Below are 23,838 nucleotides of genomic sequence, written 5' to 3'. Positions count from 1 at the left end.
TTTCGCATAAGAACACGGTGCGTGTCATCCGGTCCCGCGTGTGGAAACCGGAGTCTTTTCCCCCTCACAGCAAGTGATGATCACTATCGTCTACTGCTGGCCGAGGTCTGCGATGAGATCAATCCGAAGCGCCGGAACCGGAGCTATCCGCGCGTGATCAAGAGGAAGATGAGCAACTTCCCGGTCAAACGGGCACGCCATCGCCAGCAGCGCCAGGACAGCAGGCCATCCCGCTCAGCGGTCGTCATCACCGCACCCAGCAAGACCGGGCACCGACCTCGACCAGCCAAGATCACTTAAACGACCGGCATTGCGGCTAGGCCCGCCTTCCCAATCCCGCATCGCGCCGGATTGACACGAAAGTTCCCATGCTCGCGCACCTGCGCCTGGAGTGACAGGAAAGTTCCCATGCTGCGATCCGCGCCCGGGATGACAGGAAAGTTCCCATGCTCACGACGACGACCAGCTCCGCGTAGGTACCGCCGTTGCTCGTGCTGGCGACCACCGGCCGCCCGATCCAGCCCGGGTCGACGGCTTCGCCGACCGACACCACTTCTCCGGCCACGCCGTCACCGGGCACGTACGGCGGCGCTTGCCCGAAGAACTCCTTGCCCCAACCCTCGCGCAGCTGGGTGTCCAGGAACAGGACGTCCACTGCGGACGCTCGCACGAGCACCTGTCCCGCGCCGGGTCGGGGATCGGCGATGTCCGCCACGGCCAGCACTTCCGGCCCACCGAATTCGGTCACCTGCACCACGCGCATATCGCTCAGCCTCCTCCGTTGACTGCCGACAGCCTCCGAGTTCGACTCGACTGGAGGTCAACATGCCGACGACCGGAAGGTGCCCTTGCTCACACCTCCGGGAGGCGTTCGGTGCTGGCCGGTGACAGGAAAGTTCCCATGCTCGCGCGCGTCAGCCGACGCGCGTGCCCTTGCGCCAGACGGCGTGGGTGAGGGGCACGCCCGGCCGGTAGGCGAGCCACGTCGTGCTCGGGGCGTCGAGGACGTGGACGTCCGCTCGTGCGCCGGGCCGGAGCACGCCGACCGCGCCGTCGCCGGACTCCCGACGCAGCGCCCGCGCGCCGCCCCAGGTCGCCGCCCGCACCGCCTCTTCGATGGTCATCCGCATCTGCAGCACCGCCGTCGCCACGCAGAACGCCATCGACGACGTGTAGGAGGAACCGGGATTGCAGTTGGATGCCAAGGCGACCGTGGCACCGGCCTCGAGGAGCGCCCGGGCATCCGGCAGCGGCTGCCGCGTGGACAGGTCGCAGGCGGGCAGCAGCGTCGCCACGGTGTCCGAACCCGCCAACGCGTCCACATCGGACTCCGTGAGGTAGGTGCAGTGGTCCACGCTCGCGGCGCCGAGTTCGACGGCCAGCTGAACACCGGGCCCGGTGCCGAGCTGGTTGCCGTGCACGCGCAGCCCCAGTCCGCGTTCCTTCGCCGCCACCAGGATTCGCCTGGACTGGTCGGCATTGAACGCGCCCTGCTCGCAGAACACGTCGCACCAGCCCACGTACGGGGCCACGGCATCGAGCATCTCCCCGCGCACCAGGTCCGCGTAGGTGTCCGCGTCCTCGCCCGGCGGCACCAGGTGCGCGCCGAGGAACGTCACCTCGTCGGCTTCGGCGGCGATCTTCGCGGCCCGCAGTTCCTCGGCGACCGTCAGCCCGTAGCCGGTCTTGGTCTCCATGCACGTCGTGCCCTGCGCGGCGGCTTCGGCGATGTGCTTGCGCAGGTTGGCGGCCAGCTCCTCGTCGGTGGCGGCCCGCGTCGCTTCCACCGTGACGGCGATCCCGCCCGCTTGGTAGGACTGCCCGGCCATCCGGGCGGCGAACTCCGCGGTGCGGTCCCCGGCGAACACCAGGTGCGTGTGGCTGTCGACCCAGCCGGGCAGGACCGCTCGCCCGGCCGCGTCGAACCGCTCGTCGGCTTCCGGCGCGCTGGCCGCGGGACCGGCCCAGACGACCCGGTCGCCGTCGATGACCAGCGCGGCATCGGTGAGCGTGCCGAGCTCGTCGTCGTTCGTCGTCAGCTCGCCGATTCCAGTAATAACAGTGCTTGTCATCGCTTCCTGATCCTCGTTCGTAGTACTCATGCACGCAGCGCGGCGATCGCTTCGCCGAGCTCGCCCGCCGCGTCGATCACTTCGTGCTTGCCGTCCTGCACGATCCTGCGCCCGTCGGCGATCACCACCCGGACGTCGTCGGCCCGCGCGACCGCCGGGGCGGCCTCGGGCGCGACTCCGGCCAGCCGGGTCGAGCCGAGATCCACCGCCACGAAGTCGGCGCGGGCGCCCACTTCGAGCCGGCCCGCGTCGGCCCAGCCCAGGGACAGGTGCGCGGTTTCGGTGGCCATCGCCAGCAGCTCGCCGGCCGCGAAGTGCCCGCGGGTCTCGGTGTTCAGCCGCAGGTAGGACTCGACGGCCTGCACCTCCGCGAACGGGTCGATCACGGAGTGCCCGTCGCTGCCGACGGAAAGCGGGCTCCCGGCGACCGCCAGCGCCGCCGCCGGGCCGATCCCGTCGGCCAGGTCGGCTTCGGTCGTCGGGCACAGGCACACCCCGGTCCCGCTGCCGCCCAGCAGCGCCACGTCGGACGCGGCCAGGTGCGTGGCGTGCACCGCAGTCACGCCGGGCCCCAGCGCGCCGCGCGAGTCCAGCAGCTGGGTCGGCGTGCAGCCGTGCGCCGCCAGGCACGCTTCGTTCTCGGCGCGCTGTTCGGACAGGTGCACGTGCAGCGGTGCCCCGCTCTCGCGCGCCCAGCCGGCCACTTCCGGGATCTCCTCAGCGGGCACCGCGCGAACCGAATGCAGTGCCGCACCAAGGCGAACCCGGTCATCGTCCACAGTGCACAGATCGATCCGGTCGATCCACTTCGACGCCGAACCGTCCGAGAAGCGCAGCTGCACGCCGTCCAGCGGCCGCCCGAAACCGCCCGCCAGGTAGCAGGTGTCCAGCAGGGTGAGCCGGATTCCCGCGTCCCGCGCGGCCTGCGCGAGGGCCTGGCCCATCGCGTTCGGGTCGTCGTACCGGGCGCCGTTCGCGGCGTGGTGCAGGTAGTGGAATTCGCCGACGCAGGTGATCCCGGCCAGCGCCATCTCGGCGTAGACGCCGCGGGCGAGCCGGTAGTAGCTGTCCGGGTCCAGCACCGCCGCCACCCGGTACATCTGTTCGCGCCAGGTCCAGAAGGTGCCGCGCGCGCCGTCGTCCCCGCCGCGGAGCGCGCGGTGGAACGCGTGGGAGTGCGCGTTGGCGATGCCGGGCAGCGTCATGCCTGGGAGCCGTTCGGCTTGTTCCGGCGGGTTCTGCGCGGAGCCGACGGCAGTGATGCGGCCGTCGTCGACTTCGAAGAGCACGCCTCGCTCCGGGCCGCTCGGCAGCCAGGCCCAGTCGCACCAGTAGGTGGTCAACCGCGTCACCCGGCCAGGTCTTCCAGGACCTGCGCGAGCGCGTGCGCGCCGGAATCGCAGTCGCCGGGCTCGGCGTGTTCCTCCGGGGCGTGGCTGATGCCGGTCGGGTTGCGCACGAAGAGCATCGCCGTCGGCACCTCGGCGGCGAGGATTCCCGCGTCGTGCCCGGCTCCGGTCGGCAGCGCCGGGGCGTCGCCGAGCAGGCCTGCGAGCCGGTCGCGGAACGCGGCGTCGAAGTGCACGGTGTCGCCGTAGGACTCCTCGGTGACCTCGACCTGGCAGCCCTCGGATGCGGCGAATTCCGCGGCCGCACTGGACAGGTCCTCGACCATGGACCGCGTCGACCGGTCGTCCGGCGACCGCGCGTCCAGCCAGATGTCCACAGTGGACGCGATGACGTTGGTGCCACCGGGGTTCGGGACCAGCCTGCCCACCGTCGCCCGGCCGCCGTCGACGCCCGCCGCGGTCCGCCGGGCTTCGAGGACCAGCCGCGACGCGGGCAGCATCGGGTCGTGGCGGTCGGCGATCAGCGTCGCGCCGGCGTGGTTCCCCTGGCCGCTGAACCGGAACCGCCACCTGCCGTGCGCCAGGATCGACGACGCGACCGCCACCGGGCGGTCCAGGTCGATCAGCCCCCGGCCCTGCTCCACGTGCAGCTCCACGAACTGCCCGATGCTCCGCAGCGCCGCGTCGTCGCGCCCCAGCCTGGCCGGGTCCGCGCCGAAGGACCGCATGGCCTCGGCGAACGTCACGCCGTTCGGGTCGCGGAGCGCGCGGGCCCGGTCCGCGTCGATGGTCCCGGCCAGCAGCCTGGATCCCAGGCACGGCACGCCGAACCGGCCGCCCTCCTCCTCGGCGAAGACGACCACCGCGAGCGGCTTCCGCGGCGTGAAGCCCTTGGCCCGCAACAGATCCACCGCGCTCAGCGCGCTGACCACGCCGAGCGGGCCGTCGAACGCGCCGCCGCCGGGCACCGAGTCGAGGTGGCTGCCGGTCACCACCGCGTCATCGCCCGGCTCGCCCCACCACGCCCAGATGTTCGCGTTCTGGTCGGTGGTGACGCGCAGGCCGCGCGCCTCGGCCTGCTCGACGAACCACTCGCGCAGCTCCCGCTCGGCGTCGTCGAAGACGTGCCGGGAGTACCCGCCCCGCCGCCGGTCCGCGCCGACATCGGCGATGGCCGCCATCAACTCGTTCGGTCCCGCCACACCCGCTCCTTCCCGAACACCCGCGTCCCGGGCAGCAACCCGTCAGTTCCAGAGCTCGTGACCGTTTTCGGTCGCCATAGCGGCCAAAACGCTCACGAACGCTCAGCCGACCAGGGGCGTGCGGACGCCGCGCTCGGCGGCGACCTGCTCCGCCCGGTCGTAGCCCGCGTCGACGTGCCGGATCACGCCCATGGCCGGGTCGTTGGTCAGCACCCGCGCCAGCTTCTGCGCCGCGAGTTCGGTGCCGTCGGCGACCGTCACCTGGCCCGCGTGCAGCGACCGCCCCATGCCGACGCCGCCGCCGTGGTGCAGCGACACCCACGTCGCGCCGGAGGCCGTGTTGACCAGCGCGTTCAGCAGCGGCCAGTCCGCGACCGCGTCCGAGGTGTCGGCCATCGCCTCGGTCTCCCGGTACGGCGAGGCCACCGATCCGCAGTCCAGGTGGTCGCGGCCGAGCACCACCGGCGCCGCGAGCTCGCCGGAGGCCACCATCTCGTTGAACCGCAGGCCCGCCTCGGCGCGCTCGCCGTAGCCGAGCCAGCAGATCCGCGCGGGCAGCCCCTGGAAGGACACCCGCTCGCCGGCCAGCCGGATCCACCGCGCCAGGTGCTCGTCCTCGCCGAAGAGGTCGAGGATCGCCTGGTCGGTCTTGGCGATGTCGGCCGGGTCGCCGGACAGCGCCGCCCACCGGAACGGGCCTTTGCCCTCGCAGAACAGCGGCCGGATGTAGGCGGGCACGAAACCCGGGTAGGCGAACGCCCGCTCGTAGCCGCCGAGCTGGGCCTCGCCGCGCAGCGAGTTGCCGTAGTCGAAGACCTCCGCGCCGCCGTCGAGGAACCCGACCATCGCTTCCACGTGCTTGGCCATCGAGTCGCGCGCCCGCTCGGTGAACTCGTCGGGCTTCTTCGCCGCGTAGTCGGCCCAGTCGTCCACATCGACGCCCAGCGGCAGGTAGGACAGCGGATCGTGGGCGGAGGTCTGGTCGGTCACGATGTCGGCGGGCACGCCGCGCCGCAGCATCTCGGGCAGCAGCTCGGCAGCGTTGCCGATCACCGCGACCGAGTACGCGCGCCGCGCTTCCTTGGCCGCCACGGCCTTCTCGATCGCGTCGTCGAGGCTGTCGGCCACCTCGTCGAGGTAGCCGTGCCGGACGCGGCGATGCGCGCGTTCGGCGTCGCATTCGACGACGAGCGCGACGCCCTCGTTCATCGTCACCGCCAGCGGCTGCGCGCCGCCCATGCCGCCGAGCCCGGCGGTGATGGTCAGCGTGCCCGCGAGGCTGCCACCGAAGCGGCGGGCCGCGATCGCGCCGAACGTCTCGTAGGTGCCCTGCAGGATGCCCTGCGTGCCGATGTAGATCCACGAACCGGCGGTCATCTGGCCGTACATCATCAGGCCGAGCGCGTCGAGGCGCCGGAACTCCGGCCAGTTCGCCCAGTCGCCGACGAGGTTGGAGTTGGCGATCAGCACCCGCGGCGCCCACTCGTGGGTCTGCAGCACGCCGACCGGCTTGCCGGACTGCACGAGCAGCGTCTCGTCCTCGCGCAGCGTCGTCAGTTCGCGGACGATCGCGTCGAACGACGCCCAGTTCCGCGCCGCCTTGCCGGTGCCGCCGTAGACGACGAGGTCGTCGGGCCGCTCGGCGACCTCCGGGTCGAGGTTGTTCTGGAGCATCCGCAAGGGCGCTTCGGTGCTCCAGCTCCGCGCGGTCAGCGTGGTTCCTCGCGGGGCTCGCACGGGTCGGGCTTCGCTCATGGCAACCTCCGGTCCACTGTGGAGTTCGTGAAGCCGGCGGCGGTGTCGCGCACCGCGCCGGAACGGATCAGCTCTTCGGCCGCCGCGATCTCCGGGGCGGTGTGGCGATCGGCGCCGGGGCCCGGGACGCGGGTGCGCAGCAGGTCCCGCACGGCGCCGGTGGCCGGTCCCGGCTGCAGCGGCGCGCGCAGGTCGAGGGCGCGCGCGGCGGTGAGCAGCTCGACGGCGAGCACGGTCGTCAGGCCGTCGATGGCGCGGCGGAGCTTGCGGGCCGCCGACCAGCCCATCGACACGTGGTCCTCCTGCATCGCGCTGGTCGGGATGGAGTCGACCGACGCGGGCGCGGCGAGCCGCTTCAGCTCGGTGACCACGCCCGCCTGCGTGTAGTGCGCGATCATGTGCCCGGAGTCCACGCCCGGGTCGTCGGCGAGGAACGCGGGCAGCCCGTGCGAGCGCGCGACGTCGAGCATCCGGTCGGTGCGGCGCTCGGACATGCCGGCGACGTCGGCCAGCGGAATGGCCAGGAAGTCCAGCGCATAGGCCAGCGGCGCGCCGTGGAAGTTGCCGTTGGACTCGACCCGGCCGTCGTCGAGGACCACCGGGTTGTCGATGGCGGCCGCGAGCTCCCGGTCGGCCACGGCCTCGGCGTGGGCGACGGTGTCCCGCGCCCCGCCGTGCACCTGCGGCGCGCACCGCAGCGAGTACGCGTCCTGCACGCGCGTGCAGTCGTCGCCCCGGTGGCTCGCCATGATCGGCGAGTCCGCCAGCAGCGCCGACAGCCGCGCCGCGGACACCGCCTGCCCCGGGTGCGGGCGCAGGCGCTGGAGGTCGGCGGCGAACACCCGGTCGGTGCCCAGCAGCGCCTCCACGCTCATCGCGGCGGTCACATCGGCCACGTCCAGCAGCGCGGAAAGGTCGTGCAGCGCGAGCACCAGCATGCCGAGCATGCCGTCGGTGCCGTTGGTCAGAGCCAGGCCTTCCTTCTCCACCAGCACTACCGGCTCGATCCCGGCGTCGGCCAGCGCTTCGGCGGCCGGGCGGAGCCGCCCCGCGGCGTCGAAGACGTCGCCTTCGCCGGTCAGCGCGAGCGCGACGGACGCCAGTGGCGCGAGGTCGCCGGAGCAGCCGAGGGAGCCGTACTCGTGCACCACCGGCACGATGCCCGCGTTGAGCAGCGCCGCCAGCGCGTGCGCGGTTTCCAGGCGGACGCCGGTGCGCCCGGTGGCGATCGTGTGCAGCCGCAGCAGCATCTGCGCCCGCACCACCTCCGGCTCTACCGGCGGGCCGGCACCGGCCGCGTGCGACCGGACGAAGGACTGCTGCAGGGCCGCGCGCCGGTCGGCCGGGATGTGCCGCACGGCCAGCGCCCCGAAACCGGTCGAGACCCCGTAGGTGGGGCTCTTCTCGGCGGCGAGCGCCTCGATGTGCTTGCGCGTCGCGACGATGCCCTGTTCGGCGAGCCGGGTCAGTTCCACCCGCGTCGCGGCCCGCGCGACGGCCACGACCTGCTCGCGGTGCAACGGCTCCGGACCAACATTCAGCATGTCGTCCTGCATATCTCCATACCAGCGCGACGGCGCTACCGGCAGAAGCCCGGATGGGGTGAGAATGTCTGGGATACGAGACCTGAACCCGAATGGAGGCTGCCGTGGGCGGTAGCAGCGACGTGCCGGCGCTGCGGCGCGGGCTGGCCATCCTGCGGGTCCTCGCGGGCCGCGCCGGGCCGGTGTCGGCCGGGGTCATCGCCCGTGACCTGGACCTGCCCAGGTCGACGACCTACCACCTGCTGGCCGAGCTGGTCGCCGCCGGCTTCGTGACCCACCTGCCGGAGGAGCGGCGCTACGGGCTGGGCATGGCGGCCTTCGAGCTCGGCTCCGCCTACCTGCGCCACGACCCGCTGGAACGCCTCGCCGGGCCGCTGCTGCGGCGACTGGTGGACCAGGTCGGCCGCACCGCGCACCTGGGCGTCCTGCACGGCGGCGAGTCGCTGTACCTGATCAAGGAGCGGCCGTCCCAGCCGCAGACGCTGGTCACCGAGGTGGGCGTCCGGCTGCCCGCGCAGCTGACGGCGTCCGGGCGCGCGATGCTCGCGTATCTGCCCGCCGCGCACGTGCGCGCGCTCCTGCCGTCCAGCGAGCGGTTCGTGCTGCGCACCGACCGGGGCCCGCGGAACCTGCCCGAACTGCGCCGGCTGCTCGCGGCGGAGCGCCGCCGCGGCTGGGCGGTCGAGGACGGCTTCGTGACGGCGGGCTTCGCCTCGGTGGCGTGCGCGGTGTTCGACCACGGCGCCCGCGCCATCGCGGCGATCAGCGTGACGTTCCGCCACTTCTGCGACACCCCGGGCGGCGAGCCCTGCGGCGAGACCTGGCCGGACCTGGCCGCCCAGGTCCACCACGCGGCAACGGAGCTGACCACCAGGATCAGCGGCCGCACCGCCTGACCGGTCGTGAGTGTTCGTCCCGGTTCTTACCGGAACGAACACTCACGAGATCAGAGGCCTGCCGAGGCGACGAATTCCTTGGCCACGTCCGCCGGGTTGGCCTTCTCGACCTCGAGCTTGCGGTTGAGCTCCGTGAGCTTGTCCGTGTCGAGGGCCCGGGACACCTTGTTCAGCGCCTCCGCCTGCTGCGGGGTCAGCTTCCCCTTGTGCGCCAGCGGAACCACGTTCTGCGCCGGGAACATGTTCTTCGGATCGTCCAGCTTCACCAGGTTGTTCGCCGAGATCTGCGACGACGTGGTGAACAGGTTCGCCACCTGGATCTGCCCGGCGGTCAACGCGTTCACCGTGATGGTGCCCGCCTCCACGGGGCGGATCTCCTTGAACCGGCAGCCGTAGTCCTCCGCGATCTTGGTCTCCCAGCGGGACTTCCACTCCGCGGGCGCGCCGAGCACGAACTCGCCGCAGCGCGGCCCGAGGTCGGCCATCGAGCGCACCCCGGTGCCCGCGGTGGCCGCGGTGACGGTCAGCACGTCGGAGTCCTCCGCCGGGGACTGCTCCAGCAGCTCCATCTCGCCCGGCACGGCCTTCTTCAGCTGGTCGTAGACCTGCTGGGTCTCGGTCGCCGGCGACTGCGGGTCCAGGTACTGCAGCAGGTTCCCGGTGTAGTCGGGAACCACCGCCAGCTCACCGTTGCGCACCGCGTTCACGTAGAACTCCCGGGCGCCGATGCGCGGCCGGGTCTCCACCTCGGCACCGGTGGTCTTCAGCGCCTCGGCGTAGATGTGCATCAGCAGCTCGCTCTCGGCGAAGTCCGCCGAGCCGACCACCAACGCGCCACCGGCGTCCCGGTTGGCCTGCAACGGGTCCTGCGAACCGCAGCCGGTCAGCAGCAGCGCCGCCGCGGCGGCGCACACCAGCAACCGCTTCATCAATCCTTACCTCCTCGTCGGGCGGCCAGCACCAGACCGCGCGGCACCAACAGCCGGGTCGCGCCGGCCAACACCAGGTCGAGCAGGACCGCGAGCACCGCGATGACGATCGCGGCCGAGGCCATCTGCGCGTAGTTGCTGATCTTCAGCCCGTCCAGCAGGATCCGCCCCAGCCCGCCGAGCCCGACGTAGGCGGCGACGGCCGCGGTGGCGACCACCTGCAGCATCGCGCTGCGCACCCCGCCGAGCAGCAGCGGCAGCGCGGTCGGCAGCTCCACCTGCCACAGCCGCTGCATCGGCGTCATGCCCATGCCCTTGGCCGCGTCGACCGCGTCGGCGGGCGCGTTGCGGACCCCGGCGTAGGCGCCGGAGAGGATCGCCGGGATGGCGAGGATGACCAGCCCGGCCAGCGCCGGGCCTTCCCCCAGCCCGAACCCCAGCACCAGCAGCGTCACCACGCCCAGCGTCGGCAGCGCCCGCATCGCGTTGCTGATCCCCACCACGAACACCGCGCCGCGCCCGGTGTGTCCGATGTAGACACCCAGCGGGACGGCCACCACGGACGCGACGGCGACCGAGAGCACGCAGTAGTACAGGTGCAGCAGGGTTTGCGCCGCGATCCCGCCCGGGCCCGTCCAGTGCGCCGGGTCGGTAAGCCAGTCGATCAGCGCGCCGATCATGCGCCGCTCACCCCCGCCCGCGCCCACGGCGTCAGCAGCCGCCACAACGCCACCAGCAGCAGGTCGACCACCAGCGCCAGCAGTACGGTCAGCACGATGCCCACGATGATCTGCTCCGGGTAGTCCAGCTGGAACCCGGCGGTGAACAGCCGGCCCAGGCCGCCGATACCGACCAGCGCGCCCACGCTGACCAGGCTGATGTTGCTGACCGAGGCGACCCGGACGGCGGCCGCCAGCACCGGCACCGCCAGCGGCAGCTCCACGGCCAGGAACCGCCGGCCGGAGCGGTAGCCCATCGCGGTCGCGGCGGTGACGATGTGCGCGGGCACCGCGTCCAGGGCGTCCCGGACCGGCCGCACCAGCAGCGCCGCGGTGTAGAGCGTGAGGGCGATGATCACGTTGATCGAGGACAGCAGCGGCGTGCCCAGCAGCCCGGGGATGATCACGAACAGGGCCAGCGACGGGATCGTGTAGAAGATGTTGGCGCCGCCCTGCAGCAGGCCGCGCAGCCAGCGCACCTGCTGCGCGAGGCGGCCCAGCGGCAGCGCCGCCAGGACGCCGAGCAGCAGCGGCAGCAGCGATAGGTAGATGTGCTGGCCGAGTTGTTCGAGCACCATCTCCCGGTTGCTGGGGCTGCTGAAGAAGTCGATCATGTCAGCCCTTCGCCGTCCGCGCGGCGGTGCTGCTCGATCAGGCCGAGCACGTGGTCGGCGGTGATCACGCCGACGTACTGGCCGTCGCCGTCGACGACGACACCGAGACCCGACGGCGCGGACAGCGCCGCGTCCAGCGCTCCGCGCAGCGGCGTGTGCCGGGTGTGCAGCGAGCCGCCGGCAACCAGCTGCGCCTCGGTCAGTTCACCGTCCACAGTGGAGCCCGGCGGGAGCCAGCCGCGGGGCCGGCCGTCGCCGTCCAGCGCGAGCCGCCAGCGCTGCTCCGGCGCCACCCGCGCCCCCACCTCGACCGTGGCCACCGGCTTCGGGTCCAGCCCGTGGGAGTCCACGAAGGACAGTCGGCGGTAGCCGCGGTCCTTGCCGACGAAGGTGGTCACGAAGTCGTCGGCCGGCTCGGCTAGCAGGTCGTCGGGCGCGGCGTACTGGACGAGGTACCCGCCCTGGCGCAGCACCGCGACCTTCTCGCCCAGCTTCACGGCCTCGTCGATGTCGTGCGTGACGAACAGGACCGTCTTGTCCAGCTCGTCCTGCAACCGCAGCAGCTCGTCCTGCAGGCCCTCGCGCACGACCGGGTCCACGGCGCTGAACGGCTCGTCCATCAGCAGCACCGGCGGATCGGCGGCCAGCGCCCTGGCCACTCCGACGCGCTGCTGCTGACCGCCGGAGAGCTGCGCCGGGTAGCGGTTGCCCAGCTCCTGCGGCAGCCCCACCAGCTCCAGCAGCTCGCTCGCGCGCCGCCGCGCCTCCTGCTTGCTGCGCCCATCCAGCACGGGCACCGTCGCCACGTTGTCGAGGACGTTGCGGTGCGGGAACAGCCCGGCCTGCTGGATCACGTAGCCGATGCCGCGGCGCAGCTGCGCGGGATCGCGCCGGCGGACGTCCTCGCCGCCCACCAGCACCGTTCCCGACGACGGCTCGATCATCCGGTTCACCATCCGCATCAGGGTGGTCTTGCCGCACCCGGACGGCCCCACCAGGACGGTGATCGTGCCAGCCTCCACCGACAGGCTCAGCTCTTGGACGGCGACAGTGCCGTTGTCGTACTGCTTGCGCACGGCCTGGAACTCGATCAACCGAGCCCCCTCGTAGATCGTCCCGGTCCCCCAAACCTGGCCGACCCTAGCTCGATCGGCCGAATCGTGCGATCGACCGAGACCATCGCGTGATCTTCTCAACAGCGCGCTCCCACGCTCTGGGAACCGGCGCGGCAGCGGCGGCGCGGGGCACGCCGTAAGGTTGAGAACCCGATGAACACTGCTCAGCACCCCGCAACTTCCGAGCCCGTCGACGCCGTGCACGCGGTGCTCGCCGAAGCCGGAGTCCTCGCCCGACGGCTGCGCGAAGTCCTCGCCCAGCTAGCCGAAGGAGCGCTGCCGCTCGACGAGCTGATCCGCCGGACGGCCGTCACGCGGCGCACGGTCGAGGACCTGATCGCCACCGCCGGCCCGGACGTCGAAGCCGTCGGCGGGACGTACCGGCTGACGCCGGAAGCCCGCGACCGCTACCGGCAGCGCTTCGCGCTGGACGAGCTGCGCCCCGCCGCGTCCACCGGTGCCGAGCAGCTGGAACGGATGCGGGAGTTCGTCGAGAGCGGGCCGGCGCCTACAACGGCGCTCGACCACGTGACGGCTACGCCGGAAACGGCGCTGCGCCGCGCCGAATGGCTGCGCGACACCTACGACCTGCGCGGCGCGCAGGTGCTCTGCCTGGGCGACCACGACCTGACTTCGCTGGCGTTGAGCCTCGTCGTGCCGTCGGCGTCGGTGACCGTGGTGGACGTCGACGAGCGCATCCTGGCGCACATCGACTCGGTCGCGGCCGAGCACGGCTTCGCCGTCCGCACGCTGCACGCCGACCTGCGGTTCGGGGTGCCGCCCGTGCTGGAGAACTCCGCGGACCTGGTGTTCACCGACCCGCCCTACACCCCGGAGGGCATCGGGTTGTTCGCCACCCGGGCCGCCGAGTGCCTGGCCGGCCCGAACAGCCGGCTGCTGATCGCCTACGGCTACAGCCCGCGGACGCCGGCGCTGGGGCACAAGGTGCAGCAGGAGCTGCTGCGGCTGGGCATGGTGTTCGAGGCGATCCTGCCCCGGTTCCACCGGTACTTCGGCGCGCAGGCCATCGGCAGCGCCAGCGACCTGTACGTGTGCCAGCCGACCGCGCACACCCGCAAGCTCGCGCTGCGCCAAGCGCCGGGGATCTACACGCACGGCCCGCAGTCGGTGGAGGCGCTGGAGGCCTCCGCGCCCGCGGAGTTCCTGAACGCGATCGGCGAGCGGGTCGGCGGCCCGGTCACGTCGCTGCGGGATCCCGGCTGGCCCCGGCCGATCCGGCAGCAGCAGGGCGCGCCGGTGTTCGACCTGCGGGCCGACCCGGGGCCGTGGCTGCTGCGGATGTTGTTGGCCTGCAACGCCGAACGCGCCGGCTTCGTGGTGCCGAACAACCACCCGGACATCACCAGCGAGCGCGCCCAGCACGCCCTTTCCGAGCTGGTCGCGGCGAAGTACCGGCTGCGGTTCCACCGCAGCAGCCCGGACTCGAAGCACGCGATCCTGGTGGCTGACCTGGTCGACACCCCGACGGTGGCGCACCACCTGCTGACCCGGGCGCACGGCAAGGTCGGCAACGTCTGGCGGGAGGCGCTGATCGCGCACTCCGAGGCGGACCTGACCAAGCGCGAAGCCCGGGAACGGGTCGCGGCGCTCGCCCCGATCGCGGCCGACCTCGAACTGCGCCTGATCGACCTGCCTCGCCACCGGATCGCCGACCTGCTCCGCGCCGCGACACCGTAGCGGCCGCGACCTCTCTGGAGGTCCGGGCTTCGCCTCGTCGCCGGGGCTGTTCGGGATCTCGTTCTGCGTGGCGGTTTCGCGCGAAAACGGCGTTCGGCACGCCTGCGGGCGGCGGTTTCGCGCGAAACCGCCGCCTCGTCAGGCTCCCGGGATCGGCATGGGGCCGCGATCGAGGAGGTCGCGGAACTCGCGGGCCGGGAGCGCCTTCGAGAACAGCCAGCCCTGGTAGGCGTCCACGCCGACGCCGCAGAGCACGTGGAACTGCGTCGCCGTCTCCACGCCCTCGGCGACGCATTGGCGGCCCATCGCGCGCGCCATGTCCACGACCGCCCGCGCCACCGCGAAGTCCGAGGCGTCGCCGCCGACGCCGGCGACGAACCGGCGGTCCACCTTGATGATCTGCGCCGGCAGGTCCTTCAGCCGGGCCAGCGACGAGTAGCCGGTGCCGAAGTCGTCGACGGCGAACCGCACGCCGCGCGCCACCAGTTCGCCCATCTCGTGCCGGGTCCGCGACGGCAGGTCCACCAGCGCCGTCTCCACCAGCTCCAGGATCACCCGGTTCCAGGCGATGCCGGTGTCGGCGACGATGTCGGCGACCCCGTCGACGAACTCCGGGCCGCCCGGCACCAGGCCCGCCAGGTTCACCGCGACGCCGACCGGGCGGCCGTTGCGGGCCGGCCACGTCGCCGCCTCCCGGAGCGCGGTCCGCAGCACCCAGCGGTCCAGCTCGCGCAGCAGGTCGCCCTGCTCCGCGACCGGCAGGAACGCGTCCGGCGCGAGCATCCCGCGATCCGGGTGTGGCCAGCGCACCAGCGCCTCGGCGGTCACCACCACGCCGTCGGAGTTCACCACCGGCTGGTAGTGCAGGACGAGCCCGTCGTTGTTCAGCGCCTCCCGCAGCTGGCCCTCCAGCTGCAGCTGCCGGTCCGCCGAGGCCATCAGCGCGGGGCTGGCCAGCGAGACCTTGCCGGTGCCGCGGCGCTTCGCCTCGAACATCGCCGCGTCGGCGAACCGCAGCAGGTCCTCGCCGCCGGCGCCGGATCCGTTGGGCACCGCGGCGCCGATCGACGACGACACCCGGATCAGCTGGCCGTGCACCGGCACCGCGGTGCGCAGCAGCCCGGACACCCGGGTCGCCAGCGAGTCGACGCCGCCGACGGCCTCGATGTCCTGGCAGATGATCACGAACTCGTCGCCGGACAACCGGGCCGCCGTGCAGCCGTCCGGCAGCCCGCCTTCGAGCCGCCGGGCCAGCGCGACCAGTAGTTCGTCCCCGGCGTCGTGGCCCAGTGAATCGTTTACCCGCTTGAAGTTGTCGATGTCGCAGAACAGCACCGCGACGCGGTGCGAGTCGGCGCGCCCGAGCAACCCGAGGAGCAGGTCCTTCACGGCCGCGCGGTTCGGCAGCCCGGTCAGGTCGTCGTGGGTGGCCTGGTAGCGCAGGGCCTCGGCCGCGCGCCGCCGCTCGGTGATGTCCTGGAAGACCACGAGCCAGAACTGCGTGCCGTCGTCCTGCACCGACGAGGACGTGTGCAGCTCGCAGTACACCGGCTCGCCGTCAGAGCGCACCAGCACCCGCTGCGGCACCCGGCGCCGGAGGCCCGGCCGCTCGCGCGGCGTGGGCAGGCCGGTCTGCCGCTCGTCGGGGTGGGTGATCTGGGGCACGGTCATGCCGCGCAGCTGCTCCAGCCGGTAGCCGAGGAGGTCGCACAGCGCGTCGTTGGCGTCGACCAGCCGCTCGGCCCGGTCGAACAGCCCGATCCCGACCGGCGTGATGTTGACCAGGTCGCTGAAGCGCTGGCTGGACCGCTCCATGCGGGTCACCACCGCGCGCTGCTCGGTGACGTCCTGCACGGTGCCGACCATGACGACTTCGCCGTCGGCGTCCTTGATCGCGGTGCCGTGCAGCCGGAGGATCCGCATCGTGCCGTCGAGCCGCACGTAGCGGTGCTCGACCTCGATCGGTTCGTGCCGGTCGATCAGCGGTTCCCACGCCTGCCGGACCCAGTCCGCGTCGTCCGGGTGCACCCGCTCCAGGTAGGTGTCGAAGGTGAGGTGCGCGGTGGTCGGCTTGCCGATGATCTCGTGCAGCATCCGCGACAGCCGTATGGCGTCGGACCGCGGATCCCACTCCCAGGTGCCGAGCCGGGCGATCCGCTGCGCGTCCTGCAGCTTGCGCCGCTCGTCGCGGAGCTGGCGTTCCAGCGCCCGGTGTTCGGTGACGTCCTGGACGGTGCCCTGCACCCGTTCGACCCGGCCGGAGCGGTTGTACTCGGCGCGGCCGGTGCACAGGTAGATCCGCTTGCCGGGCAGGTCGCGGAGCTCGACCTCCAGCAGTTCGCCCTCGGGCGCGGAGAGCACGTCGGCGTAGAACTGGGCGGCACGGGCCTCGTCCTCGGGATGCGAAGCCGCGATCATCGAGCCCGCGTCGGTGGCGTTCTCGGCGCCCGAGCCGCCGAGGAACTCGGCGAGCACCGGGCTGCGGTAGAGCTCACCGGTCTCCGGGTAGAACACCCAGCTGCCGACCTTGGCGATGCGCTGCGCCTCGATCAGCCAGCGCCGCTCGTTGGAGTGGGCGGCGTCGGCCGCCGCCGGGGCCGCCTCGGTCAGGTCGGAGACGTCCGTCAGCACCGTGACGCGCAGCTGCTCGTCGTCGGCGTGCGGCCAGCTCAGCGGGCGGACCGGAATCCGGCCGGTGCGCGTCCGCAGCATCGACACCGCGCCGTCGCGGGACACGAGCTCCGCGAGGCGGCAGCCGATCAGCGCGTCGGGGCCGGTCTCGCCGGCGAGCGTCGCGGCCTGTTCCGTCGCCCGCACCACGATGCCGTCCGCGGTGCTCAGCAGGGCCGGCGCGGCCGGCAGCGGGACGAGTTCGAACGTTTCGGCGCAGGCGCCGGCCAGGCCGAGACCACCGGAGGCCGTCCGGTTCCGCTCGCTCCGCTCGGTCAACTGCACCCCTCCTGCGTGGCGGCCGCGCGGCCGCCGATTCCGGACGCCGGATCCGCCACTGATGAGTGACTTGAGACACAGCGATCCGTGCGGCCGACCTTACCGGTCGACGCACCGGCGGTAACGCCATGGTGCCGGGTCATCAGACCGGTTCCCTGGAGAGGTGACAGCCGTCGCCCGCCTCGATGACGCCGACTGCCGAAATCCGTTGGCCGCCGCCGATGCGACGGGGCCGGGGGAGCCGACTGCTGGCTCCCCCGGCCCCGCGCCGCCAACCGAACCTACCGCCGTCCGGTCAGCCGGCAACAGCCTCGACGGCTCATGCCTTCGCGACTCCGTCGGCCCGCGCCGCCTTCGCGACCGCCGCGCTGACCTCGGGCGCCACCCGCGGGTCGAGCGGGCTGGGCACGATGTAGTCGGCGCTGAGGTCGTCGGCGGCGACGGCCGCGATCGCCTCGGCCGCGGCGACCTTCATGTTGTCGGTGATCTTGCGCGCCCCGACGTCCAGCGCTCCCTTGAAGATGCCCGGGAACGCCAGCACGTTGTTGATCTGGTTCGGGAAGTCGCTGCGCCCGGTGGCGACCACGGCGGCGTGCCGCTTGGCGACGTCCGGGTGGATCTCCGGGTCGGGGTTGGACAGCGCGAACACGATGGCGCCGTCGGCCATCGTCGCCACCAGCTCCTCCGGGAGCTGCCCGACCGAAACACCGACCACCACGTCGGCGCCGCGCAGCGCCTCGGCGGGCCCGCCGGTGATCCCGCTGGAGTTGGTGAACTCGGCGAGCTCCTGCTTGATCGGCGTCAGGTCCTGCCGGCTCGAGTGGATCACGCCGCGCGAGTCGAGCATGGTGATCTCGCCGACGCCGGCGGTGTGCAGGATCTTCGCGCAGGCCACACCGGCTGCGCCGGCGCCGGAGATCACCACGCGCAGCGATCCCAGCTCACGGCCGACGACCTTGGCGGCGTTGCGCAGCGCGGCGAGCACGACCACGGCGGTGCCGTGCTGGTCGTCGTGCATGACCGGGCAGTCCAGCGCCTCGGAAACCCGGCGCTCCAGCTCGAAGCAGCGCGGCGCGGAGATGTCCTCCAGGTTGACCGCACCGAACGACGGGCGCAGCCGGACCAGGGTCTCCACGATCTCGTCGACGTCGGTGGTGTCCAGCACCAGCGGGATCGAGTCGAGCCCGGCGAAGGTCTTGAACAGCGCGGACTTGCCCTCCATCACCGGCAGCGAGGCCCGCGGCCCGATGTCGCCCAGGCCGAGCACGGCGGTGCCGTCGCTGACCACGGCGACGAGCCGTTGGGTCCAGGTGTAGCGGTCGGCCAGCGCCGGGTCGCTGGCGATCGCCCGGCTGACCTGCGCCACGCCGGGGGTGTATGCGATCGACAGATCCCGCGCGGAATCCAGCGGCGTCGTCACGTCGACGGAGAGCTTGCCGCCCTCGTGCGCCGCGAAGATCTCCTCGTTGGTCAAATCCGCACCGACTCCGCTTGCGGTGCTGTCGTTGACGGTGGTCACGGCGTCCCTCCAAGTAGCCATGCCTGCGGCCCGGACACATTCCAGGCCGGGCGGACCGGGCGGCACTATGCCGCCCGTGCAACGCTCGCCTGCCCTGGCGTGCGGGACAGGCGAGTGTTTCGAAATAACCGAGACCTGCCGCCCTGGTCGGACAGCGGCCCTCGGCGGACGCTGCGGTTCGAACAGTGTGCCAGGCCGCGAGATCAGTGTCAGCGACCGGGATCACATAACCTCACCAGCAAGTTCAACATTTTGTCAAGGCTTGTTGGCAGTACGCGCGTCCTATTTGGATCTTCTTTCGGCAGTACGCTCGTCCGGTTTCAGCGCCGCATTTCGCAGTACGTACGTCCGGTTTGAATAATGGGTGGAATAGCTCGCACGGCCGATATCAACTCCGCCCCACCGATCCGCATTCCAACCCGACCCATAGGCTTTCGGACGTGCAGGTACGTCGACTTGAGATCACGGGCGCCTACGAGTTCACCCCGAAGGCCTTCCCCGACCACCGCGGGCTCTTCGTCGCCCCGTTCCAGGAAGCGGCGTTCGTCGACGCCACCGGGCACCCGCTGCGGGTCGCGCAGACCAACCACAGCGTCTCGGCGCGCAACGTCATCCGCGGCCTGCACTTCGCCGACGTGCCGCCGGGCCAGGCGAAGTACGTGTACTGCCCGCGCGGCGCGCTGTTAGACGTGGTGGTCGACATCCGCGTCGGCTCCCCGACCTTCGGGCGCTGGGAGGCGATCCAGCTGGACGCCACCGAATACCGCGCCGTCTACCTCGCCGAGGGGCTCGGGCACGCCTTCGCCGCGCTCACCGACGACACCGTGATGACCTACCTCTGCTCCACGCCGTACAACCCGGCGGCCGAGCACGGCATCGACCCGCTCGACCCGGACCTGGCGCTGCCGTGGTCCGACCTCGACGGCGAGCCGATCCTGTCCGAAAAGGACCGGGCGGCCCCCGGCCTCGCGCAGGCCGCCGAGCAAGGCCTGCTTCCGGATTACGAAAACTGCCTGGCCCATTACGAAAGCCTGCGCGGCTGACGCGTCACCGCAGGCGGCCGGGCTTCGGCCACAGGCGCCACCGGATGACGCCGAGCACCTCGGCCGGGCCGAGCTCCCGCGAATCCGTCGAACCGAAGGCGTTGTCGCCCTCGACGTGCCAGCCGTCGCCGTCCCGCCGCAGCGCGCGCTTCACCGAAAGCTGCCCCGGACGCTGCGCCCAGCGCACCAGCGCGACGTCTCCCTGCCGGACGGAACCCCGCAGCCGCAACAACACCACGTCGCGATCCCGCAGGGTGGGAACCATCGACGGCCCGCGCACCAGCAACCGCCGCCAAGGCCACCGCCCGAGGGATTTCACAGGCACCTCCACTGGGACTTCGAGGATCTTCAAGAGTAGGGTCGCCCCTGTCGGAGCACTCACTTGTCAGGGAGGAATCATGCGACTCCTGTCGCGAATCCTCAGCCCCCGCCTCGAGGCGACCGCGCACTGCGACCTGCCGTGCGGCGTGTACGACCCGGCGCAGGCGCGGATCGAGGCTGAGTCCATCAAGGCGATCCAGGAGAAGTACCAGGCCAATGAGGACCCGGAGTTCCGCACTCGCGCGATTCTGATCGCCGAGCAGCGCTCCGAGTTGGTCAAGCACCACCTGTGGGTGCTGTGGACCGACTACTTCAAGCCGCCGCACTTCGAGAAGTACCCGCAGCTGCACGAGCTGATCAACAAGGCCACCAAGGCCGCGGGCGCGGCCGGGACCAAGGGTTCCATGGAGGCCAAGTCCGGTCAGCAGCTGCTGGACTACATCGCCGAGATCGACAAGATCTTCTGGGAGACCAAGCAGGGCTGAGGTCACGAGCTCAACCAAGACGCCGACCAGCGAAAACACCCCTTCGCTGGTCGGCGTCTTCCTTTGCTGTCCGGCGCCCTTCGACGGCCTGCGCACGGCCCGAGGAAGTCCATTCTGGACACATGTTCACGGCTGTCGGGGAAGACCACCAACCGAGCTGGCATCGCCACCTTGGTCACCGTGCAAGTACTCCACTGAGCCGACGAGATCCGCGACCCACAACGAGAACTCGGTGCCGGCCTCCGCCTCCCTGAGCAGGGCATAGACCTCGCGGTAGTCAGCCCCGTCAGGTGGGAAGGACGCCGGGCGGCGGGAACTTCCGCCGGCCGGCGTCCTTTCGCATTCCGGCCCGGCAGACTGGCCGGATGGGACTCGATCAACGACTGGTGGACGCGGCCGTCGAGCTGCTGGAACGGCGTTGGGGGCACGCCGAGCAGGCCGTGGCGGCCGCCGTGCGGCTCGACGACGGCCATGTCCTGACCAGCACCAGCCTCGACAACCTCAACGCTGCCGCCACCCTGTGCGCCGAGACCGGCGCGCTCTGCCAGGCGTACACGCTCGACAAGCGCGTCACCGCCTCCGTCTGCGTCAGCAAATGGCCTGGTGCCGAAGGCCATCCTGTCCTCGCGCCGTGCGGCGTCTGCCAGGAACGGCTCGCGTTGTGGGGCCCGGACGTCGAGGTGGCGGTTGCCGACGCGGACAGCCCTTCGGGCTGGTCGGCGCGGACGCTGCGCGAGCTGAACCCGTTCTACTGGGGAACCCGGTTCTCCGCCGACGGCGGCTGGCCGTCCATCGCGGAGCACCTCGCCTGATCCGGCGACCGAAAATTCGAATGCGCCCGCGTGCGGGCGTGTCCACAATTGACGACCATGGACGTTCCGGAACCGACGCGGCTCGGGCTGCACGAACTCGCCGACGGGCGCCGCCTCGCTTGGAGCGAGTGGGGCGCGGCGGACGGCGTCGCCGTCCTGCTGTGCCCCGGCGCCGCGACGAGCCGGCGGCTCGGGTTCGGCGCCGATGTCGTCGACGCGCTGGGCATCCGGCTGATCTCGGTGGACCGGCCCGGCCTGGGCGCCTCCGATCCCGCACCCGGGCGCACGCTCCGCGACTGGGCCGACGACATCGCCGAGTTCGCCGCCGGGCGCGGCATCGACGACCTCGCGGCCGTCGGCTACTCGGCCGGTGGACCGTACGCCCTGGCCTGTGCTGCGGCGGGCGTCGCGAGCCGGGCCGCCGTCGTCGCCGGTGCCGACGAGTTCGCGGTGCTCGGCGACGCGCTCCCCAGCGACCTGCGGGACATGGTCGACGCGGTCGCCGCCGATCCGGCGGCGGCCGAGGAGTCGTTCGCCGAGTTCGGCAGCCCGGACGCGCTGTGGAAGCTGATCGTCGCCTTCAGCCCGGAAACCGACCTCGCCGTCTACCGGAATCCGCGGTTCGAACGGGCTTTCCGCCGTGCCATGGCCGACGGTTTCGCGCAGGGCACGGCGGGGTACGCCCGCGACACCGCGCTGGCGATGAGCCGCTGGCCGTTCGCGGCGGAGGACATCCGCGTCCCCGTCGACCTCTGGTACGGCCGGCTGGACACCAGCCCGAGCCACTCGCCCGACTTCGGCGCCACGCTGTCCCGGCGCATCCCCGGCGCCCGGCACCACCTCGTCCCGGACGCCGGCGGCGCCCTGCTCTGGACCCACGCCGAGCAGATCCTCCGCAGCCTGCTGGATCCGGCGCCGACCGGCGACTGACCGGCCGGCGCCGGTCGATCACCCCTCGGCGGCCTCGCCGAACAGGAAGTCCGCCGCCGCGGTCTCCGCGTCGGCGAGCACCTGCTCCTCCGGCACGGTCTCGGTGTCGTAGCCGGAGCTCCGCGTCCTCGATGCCGCAGAAGTCCGAGATGCCCATGCGGAGCTGGGTGTCCATCGCCGCGGCCAAGCCGCTCGCCGCGTATCCGCCGCTCGATCCGCCGGCCAGCCCCAGCCACAGCATCCGCTTCCGGGCGCACATGGTGCGCATCGACGTGCGCGACGACGACGAGCGCCCGTTCTCCCCGGTGGGACGTCATTTCAGCGATCCTCCGATCAGTGCGGTTCGTCAGTCGCCCAGGCGGACGAGCATCTTTCCGGTGTTGGCGCCGTTCAAGACGCCGATCAACGCCTCGGGAGCCCGCTCGATTCCTCGCTCCACTGTGGACTCGGCGTGCAGGCATCCGTCGGCGAGCCGGCCGGCGGCCTTGCCGATGTACTCGCCGAACCGGTCGAAGTAGCGGCCGCTGAGCAGGCCGCGCATCGTGATCTCCTTGCCCGCCAACTGGAAGTAGTTGCGCGGGCCCGCGGCCGGCGCCCCGGCGTGGTAGCCGCTGATGGCGCCCACCAGGGCGATCCGGCCGCCGACGCGCATCGCGTCGATGGCGGCCTCCAGGTGCTCCCCGCCGGGTGCGCGGCTGCTCGGCCGGGCAGCGGCCGCGCGGGAGTCGGTCGGAGCGCCGCTACCGCCCGCGGAGCGCCACGACGTCGACCGGATCGCCGACCGGGCGCGGGAAGCGGCGGGCCGTGCGGTGTTCGACGCGGAGTTCTCGGCGGGCCGCGCGATGGGCCCGGCAGCGGCGCAGCACTCGTCCTGATCGGTGGGGTGCTCGTCCTTGAGGACATCCACCGGAACGACCAGGCTCGGAGGCGTGGACAGGCACGAGGTGGTCATCGCGGTCTACGACGGGGTCCAGCTGCTGGACGCCGCCGGGCCGCTGGAGGTCTTCGACGGGGCGTCGCGACTCCTCGCCGGCCGCTACCGGGTGCGCCTGGCGTCGCTCGGTGGCCGGGACGTGGTGACGTCGTCGCGGGTCCGGCTCGGCGTTGAAATCGCGCTCGAAGAGATCACCGAGCTCGGCACCCTCGTCGTCGCGGGCGGCGAGGGCATCCGCGAGGCGATCTCCGACGCGGAGCTGATCCGCCAGATCCGCCGGCTGGCCGGGCTCGCCGAGCGCATCACTTCGGTGTGCTCCGGCGCGTTCCTGCTGGCCGAGGCAGGCCTGCTCGACGGGCGCCGGGCGACCACGCACTGGGCGATGTGCCACGAGCTCGCGGCGTCCTACCCGGCCGTGACGGTCGAGCCGGACTCGATCTACGTCCGCGACGCACCGCTGGTGACGGCGGCCGGGGTGACCGCGGGAGTCGATCTCGCGCTCACGCTGGTCGAGGACGACCACGGCGCCGAACCGGCCCGCACGCTGGCCAAATGGCTCGTGGTGTTCCTCCAGCGACCGGGCGGCCAGTCGCAGTTCAGCGTGTGGAACTCGGCGCCGCCGGTGGATGACCGCGCGCTCCGCGAACTGCTCGGCGACATCTCGGCGTGCCCGGCCGGCGACTACAGCGTCCCGGCGATGGCCGCGCGGCTGGCGATGAGCCCGCGCCACTTCACCCGCCTGTTCACCAGGGAGGTCGGCACCAGCCCCGGCCGGTACGTCGAGCGGGCGCGCGTCGAAGCGGCCCGCGCGCTGCTGGAGGCCGGCCGGGGCGGTGTCGCGCGGCGCTGCGGCTTCGGCAGCGCCGAGACCATGCGGCGGGCCTTCCTCCGCCAGCTCGGCGTGCCGCCGAGCGCCTACCGAGATCGCTTCCGCACCGCAGGCTGAAGGAGT

General features: G+C 72.1%; 21 protein-coding genes. 7 read left to right on the top strand and 14 right to left on the bottom strand.

Translation table 11 applies throughout. The features are described from left to right. Nucleotides 1–316: 316 nt before the first annotated feature. From BLW84_RS41405 to hutH, 6 genes are all read right to left on the bottom strand, one after another. Nucleotides 317–763 carry an alcohol dehydrogenase catalytic domain-containing protein gene (locus BLW84_RS41405; protein ID WP_093277434.1) on the bottom strand — a complete coding sequence of 149 codons (447 nt, stop codon included), beginning with the start codon at nucleotides 761–763 and terminating at the stop codon, nucleotides 317–319. 151 nt (nucleotides 764–914) lie between these two features. Further along, on the bottom strand, nucleotides 915–2,072 hold the full coding sequence (gene hutI, locus BLW84_RS41400) for an imidazolonepropionase (RefSeq protein ID WP_093277432.1): 1,158 nt from the start codon (nucleotides 2,070–2,072) through the stop codon (nucleotides 915–917). A 26-nt stretch (nucleotides 2,073–2,098) separates the two neighbouring features. Then, the gene (locus BLW84_RS41395; RefSeq protein ID WP_218157687.1) at nucleotides 2,099–3,415 is read right to left on the bottom strand and encodes a formimidoylglutamate deiminase; all 1,317 of its coding nucleotides are present in this window, start codon (nucleotides 3,413–3,415) and stop codon (nucleotides 2,099–2,101) included. A gap of 5 nt (nucleotides 3,416–3,420) precedes the next feature. Next, nucleotides 3,421–4,602, bottom strand: coding sequence for an allantoate amidohydrolase (locus tag BLW84_RS41390; RefSeq protein ID WP_093277443.1), 1,182 nt, complete (start codon nucleotides 4,600–4,602; stop codon nucleotides 3,421–3,423). Between the two features lie 123 nt (nucleotides 4,603–4,725). Continuing rightward, entirely contained in the window at nucleotides 4,726–6,378 is a 1,653-nt protein-coding gene (hutU, locus tag BLW84_RS41385; protein WP_093277428.1) for a urocanate hydratase, read from the bottom strand. After that, on the bottom strand, nucleotides 6,375–7,922 hold the full coding sequence (gene hutH, locus BLW84_RS41380) for a histidine ammonia-lyase (RefSeq protein WP_425441826.1): 1,548 nt from the start codon (nucleotides 7,920–7,922) through the stop codon (nucleotides 6,375–6,377). Before hutH ends, hutU begins: the two co-directional genes overlap by 4 nt. A gap of 104 nt (nucleotides 7,923–8,026) precedes the next feature. On the opposite strand from hutH, the gene BLW84_RS41375 reads away from it, so the two are divergent. After that, nucleotides 8,027–8,818: an IclR family transcriptional regulator gene (locus BLW84_RS41375; RefSeq protein WP_093277441.1), complete on the top strand. Its 792-nt coding sequence runs from the start codon at nucleotides 8,027–8,029 to the stop codon at nucleotides 8,816–8,818. A 50-nt stretch (nucleotides 8,819–8,868) separates the two neighbouring features. On the opposite strand, the gene BLW84_RS41370 is transcribed toward BLW84_RS41375, so the two are convergent. From BLW84_RS41370 to BLW84_RS41355, 4 genes are read right to left on the bottom strand one after another with little or no spacing between them, the layout of a single operon-like run. Next, nucleotides 8,869–9,747: an ABC transporter substrate-binding protein gene (locus BLW84_RS41370; RefSeq protein ID WP_093277423.1), complete on the bottom strand. Its 879-nt coding sequence runs from the start codon at nucleotides 9,745–9,747 to the stop codon at nucleotides 8,869–8,871. Further along, nucleotides 9,747–10,427 carry an ABC transporter permease gene (locus BLW84_RS41365; protein WP_093277440.1) on the bottom strand — a complete coding sequence of 227 codons (681 nt, stop codon included), beginning with the start codon at nucleotides 10,425–10,427 and terminating at the stop codon, nucleotides 9,747–9,749. Before BLW84_RS41365 ends, BLW84_RS41370 begins: the two co-directional genes overlap by 1 nt. After that, nucleotides 10,424–11,080, bottom strand: coding sequence for an ABC transporter permease (locus tag BLW84_RS41360; RefSeq protein ID WP_093277422.1), 657 nt, complete (start codon nucleotides 11,078–11,080; stop codon nucleotides 10,424–10,426). Before BLW84_RS41360 ends, BLW84_RS41365 begins: the two co-directional genes overlap by 4 nt. Further along, nucleotides 11,077–12,174 (bottom strand): ABC transporter ATP-binding protein, encoded by a 1,098-nt coding sequence (locus BLW84_RS41355; RefSeq protein WP_093277421.1) that lies wholly within the window; start codon nucleotides 12,172–12,174, stop codon nucleotides 11,077–11,079. The genes BLW84_RS41360 and BLW84_RS41355 overlap by 4 nt, the downstream gene beginning before the upstream one ends. Nucleotides 12,175–12,348: 174 nt before the next feature. Here BLW84_RS41355 and BLW84_RS41350 point away from each other — a divergent pair, with 174 nt between their 5' ends. Then, entirely contained in the window at nucleotides 12,349–13,893 is a 1,545-nt protein-coding gene (locus tag BLW84_RS41350) for a bis-aminopropyl spermidine synthase family protein (RefSeq protein WP_093277419.1), read from the top strand. A 138-nt stretch (nucleotides 13,894–14,031) separates the two neighbouring features. On the opposite strand, the gene BLW84_RS41345 is transcribed toward BLW84_RS41350, so the two are convergent. Both BLW84_RS41345 and BLW84_RS41340 read right to left on the bottom strand, forming a co-directional pair. Continuing rightward, entirely contained in the window at nucleotides 14,032–16,848 is a 2,817-nt protein-coding gene (locus tag BLW84_RS41345) for a sensor domain-containing protein (protein ID WP_245761750.1), read from the bottom strand. Nucleotides 16,849–17,161: 313 nt separating this feature from the next. Continuing rightward, a complete protein-coding gene (locus BLW84_RS41340) occupies nucleotides 17,162–18,361 on the bottom strand; it encodes an NAD(P)-dependent malic enzyme (RefSeq protein WP_093277417.1) in 1,200 nt (399 codons plus the stop codon). A gap of 440 nt (nucleotides 18,362–18,801) precedes the next feature. On the opposite strand from BLW84_RS41340, the gene BLW84_RS41335 reads away from it, so the two are divergent. Next, nucleotides 18,802–19,404, top strand: a complete 603-nt coding sequence (locus tag BLW84_RS41335) for a dTDP-4-dehydrorhamnose 3,5-epimerase family protein (RefSeq protein ID WP_093277416.1) — start codon at nucleotides 18,802–18,804, stop codon at nucleotides 19,402–19,404. A gap of 4 nt (nucleotides 19,405–19,408) precedes the next feature. Here the strand turns inward: BLW84_RS41335 and BLW84_RS41330 are convergent, their stop codons facing one another. Continuing rightward, nucleotides 19,409–19,723 (bottom strand): S26 family signal peptidase, encoded by a 315-nt coding sequence (locus BLW84_RS41330; protein ID WP_093277414.1) that lies wholly within the window; start codon nucleotides 19,721–19,723, stop codon nucleotides 19,409–19,411. Between the two features lie 79 nt (nucleotides 19,724–19,802). Here BLW84_RS41330 and sodN point away from each other — a divergent pair, with 79 nt between their 5' ends. The 3 genes from sodN to BLW84_RS41315 all read left to right on the top strand — a co-directional run bounded on the left by sodN (nucleotide 19,803) and on the right by BLW84_RS41315 (nucleotide 21,952). Then, a complete protein-coding gene (gene sodN / locus BLW84_RS41325) occupies nucleotides 19,803–20,210 on the top strand; it encodes a superoxide dismutase, Ni (RefSeq protein WP_093277413.1) in 408 nt (135 codons plus the stop codon). Nucleotides 20,211–20,575: 365 nt separating this feature from the next. After that, nucleotides 20,576–21,022 (top strand): cytidine deaminase, encoded by a 447-nt coding sequence (locus tag BLW84_RS41320; RefSeq protein WP_093277411.1) that lies wholly within the window; start codon nucleotides 20,576–20,578, stop codon nucleotides 21,020–21,022. Between the two features lie 57 nt (nucleotides 21,023–21,079). Beyond that, entirely contained in the window at nucleotides 21,080–21,952 is an 873-nt protein-coding gene (locus BLW84_RS41315; protein WP_093277410.1) for an alpha/beta fold hydrolase, read from the top strand. 346 nt (nucleotides 21,953–22,298) lie between these two features. Here the strand turns inward: BLW84_RS41315 and BLW84_RS48090 are convergent, their stop codons facing one another. After that, on the bottom strand, nucleotides 22,299–22,904 hold the full coding sequence (locus tag BLW84_RS48090) for an MDR/zinc-dependent alcohol dehydrogenase-like family protein (RefSeq protein WP_093277408.1): 606 nt from the start codon (nucleotides 22,902–22,904) through the stop codon (nucleotides 22,299–22,301). Here BLW84_RS48090 and BLW84_RS41300 point away from each other — a divergent pair. Further along, nucleotides 22,882–23,832 (top strand): GlxA family transcriptional regulator, encoded by a 951-nt coding sequence (locus tag BLW84_RS41300; protein WP_093277407.1) that lies wholly within the window; start codon nucleotides 22,882–22,884, stop codon nucleotides 23,830–23,832. The genes BLW84_RS48090 and BLW84_RS41300 overlap by 23 nt on opposite strands. The last annotated feature ends 6 nt before the right edge of the window (nucleotides 23,833–23,838 follow it).

It is taken from the genome of Saccharopolyspora shandongensis (genome assembly GCF_900106995.1).
GTDB lineage: Bacteria > Actinomycetota > Actinomycetes > Mycobacteriales > Pseudonocardiaceae > Saccharopolyspora > Saccharopolyspora shandongensis.
This window is presented reverse-complemented; position numbering and strand designations above follow the sequence as displayed.

Excerpts from the sequence above, each read along its gene's own strand:
- BLW84_RS41405 (WP_093277434.1), bottom strand. The coding sequence starts at position 763 with ATGCGCGTGGTGCAGGTGACCGAATTCGGTGGGCCGGAAGTGCTGGCC.
- hutI (WP_093277432.1), bottom strand. The coding sequence starts at position 2,072 with ATGACAAGCACTGTTATTACTGGAATCGGCGAGCTGACGACGAACGAC.
- BLW84_RS41390 (WP_093277443.1), bottom strand. The coding sequence starts at position 4,602 with ATGGCGGCCATCGCCGATGTCGGCGCGGACCGGCGGCGGGGCGGGTAC.
- hutU (WP_093277428.1), bottom strand. The coding sequence starts at position 6,378 with ATGAGCGAAGCCCGACCCGTGCGAGCCCCGCGAGGAACCACGCTGACC.
- hutH (WP_425441826.1), bottom strand. The coding sequence starts at position 7,922 with ATGCTGAATGTTGGTCCGGAGCCGTTGCACCGCGAGCAGGTCGTGGCC.
- BLW84_RS41370 (WP_093277423.1), bottom strand. The coding sequence starts at position 9,747 with ATGAAGCGGTTGCTGGTGTGCGCCGCCGCGGCGGCGCTGCTGCTGACC.
- BLW84_RS41365 (WP_093277440.1), bottom strand. The coding sequence starts at position 10,427 with ATGATCGGCGCGCTGATCGACTGGCTTACCGACCCGGCGCACTGGACG.
- BLW84_RS41360 (WP_093277422.1), bottom strand. The coding sequence starts at position 11,080 with ATGATCGACTTCTTCAGCAGCCCCAGCAACCGGGAGATGGTGCTCGAA.
- BLW84_RS41350 (WP_093277419.1), top strand. The coding sequence starts at position 12,349 with ATGAACACTGCTCAGCACCCCGCAACTTCCGAGCCCGTCGACGCCGTG.
- sodN (WP_093277413.1), top strand. The coding sequence starts at position 19,803 with ATGCGACTCCTGTCGCGAATCCTCAGCCCCCGCCTCGAGGCGACCGCG.
- BLW84_RS41320 (WP_093277411.1), top strand. The coding sequence starts at position 20,576 with ATGGGACTCGATCAACGACTGGTGGACGCGGCCGTCGAGCTGCTGGAA.
- BLW84_RS41315 (WP_093277410.1), top strand. The coding sequence starts at position 21,080 with ATGGACGTTCCGGAACCGACGCGGCTCGGGCTGCACGAACTCGCCGAC.
- BLW84_RS48090 (WP_093277408.1), bottom strand. The coding sequence starts at position 22,904 with ATGACCACCTCGTGCCTGTCCACGCCTCCGAGCCTGGTCGTTCCGGTG.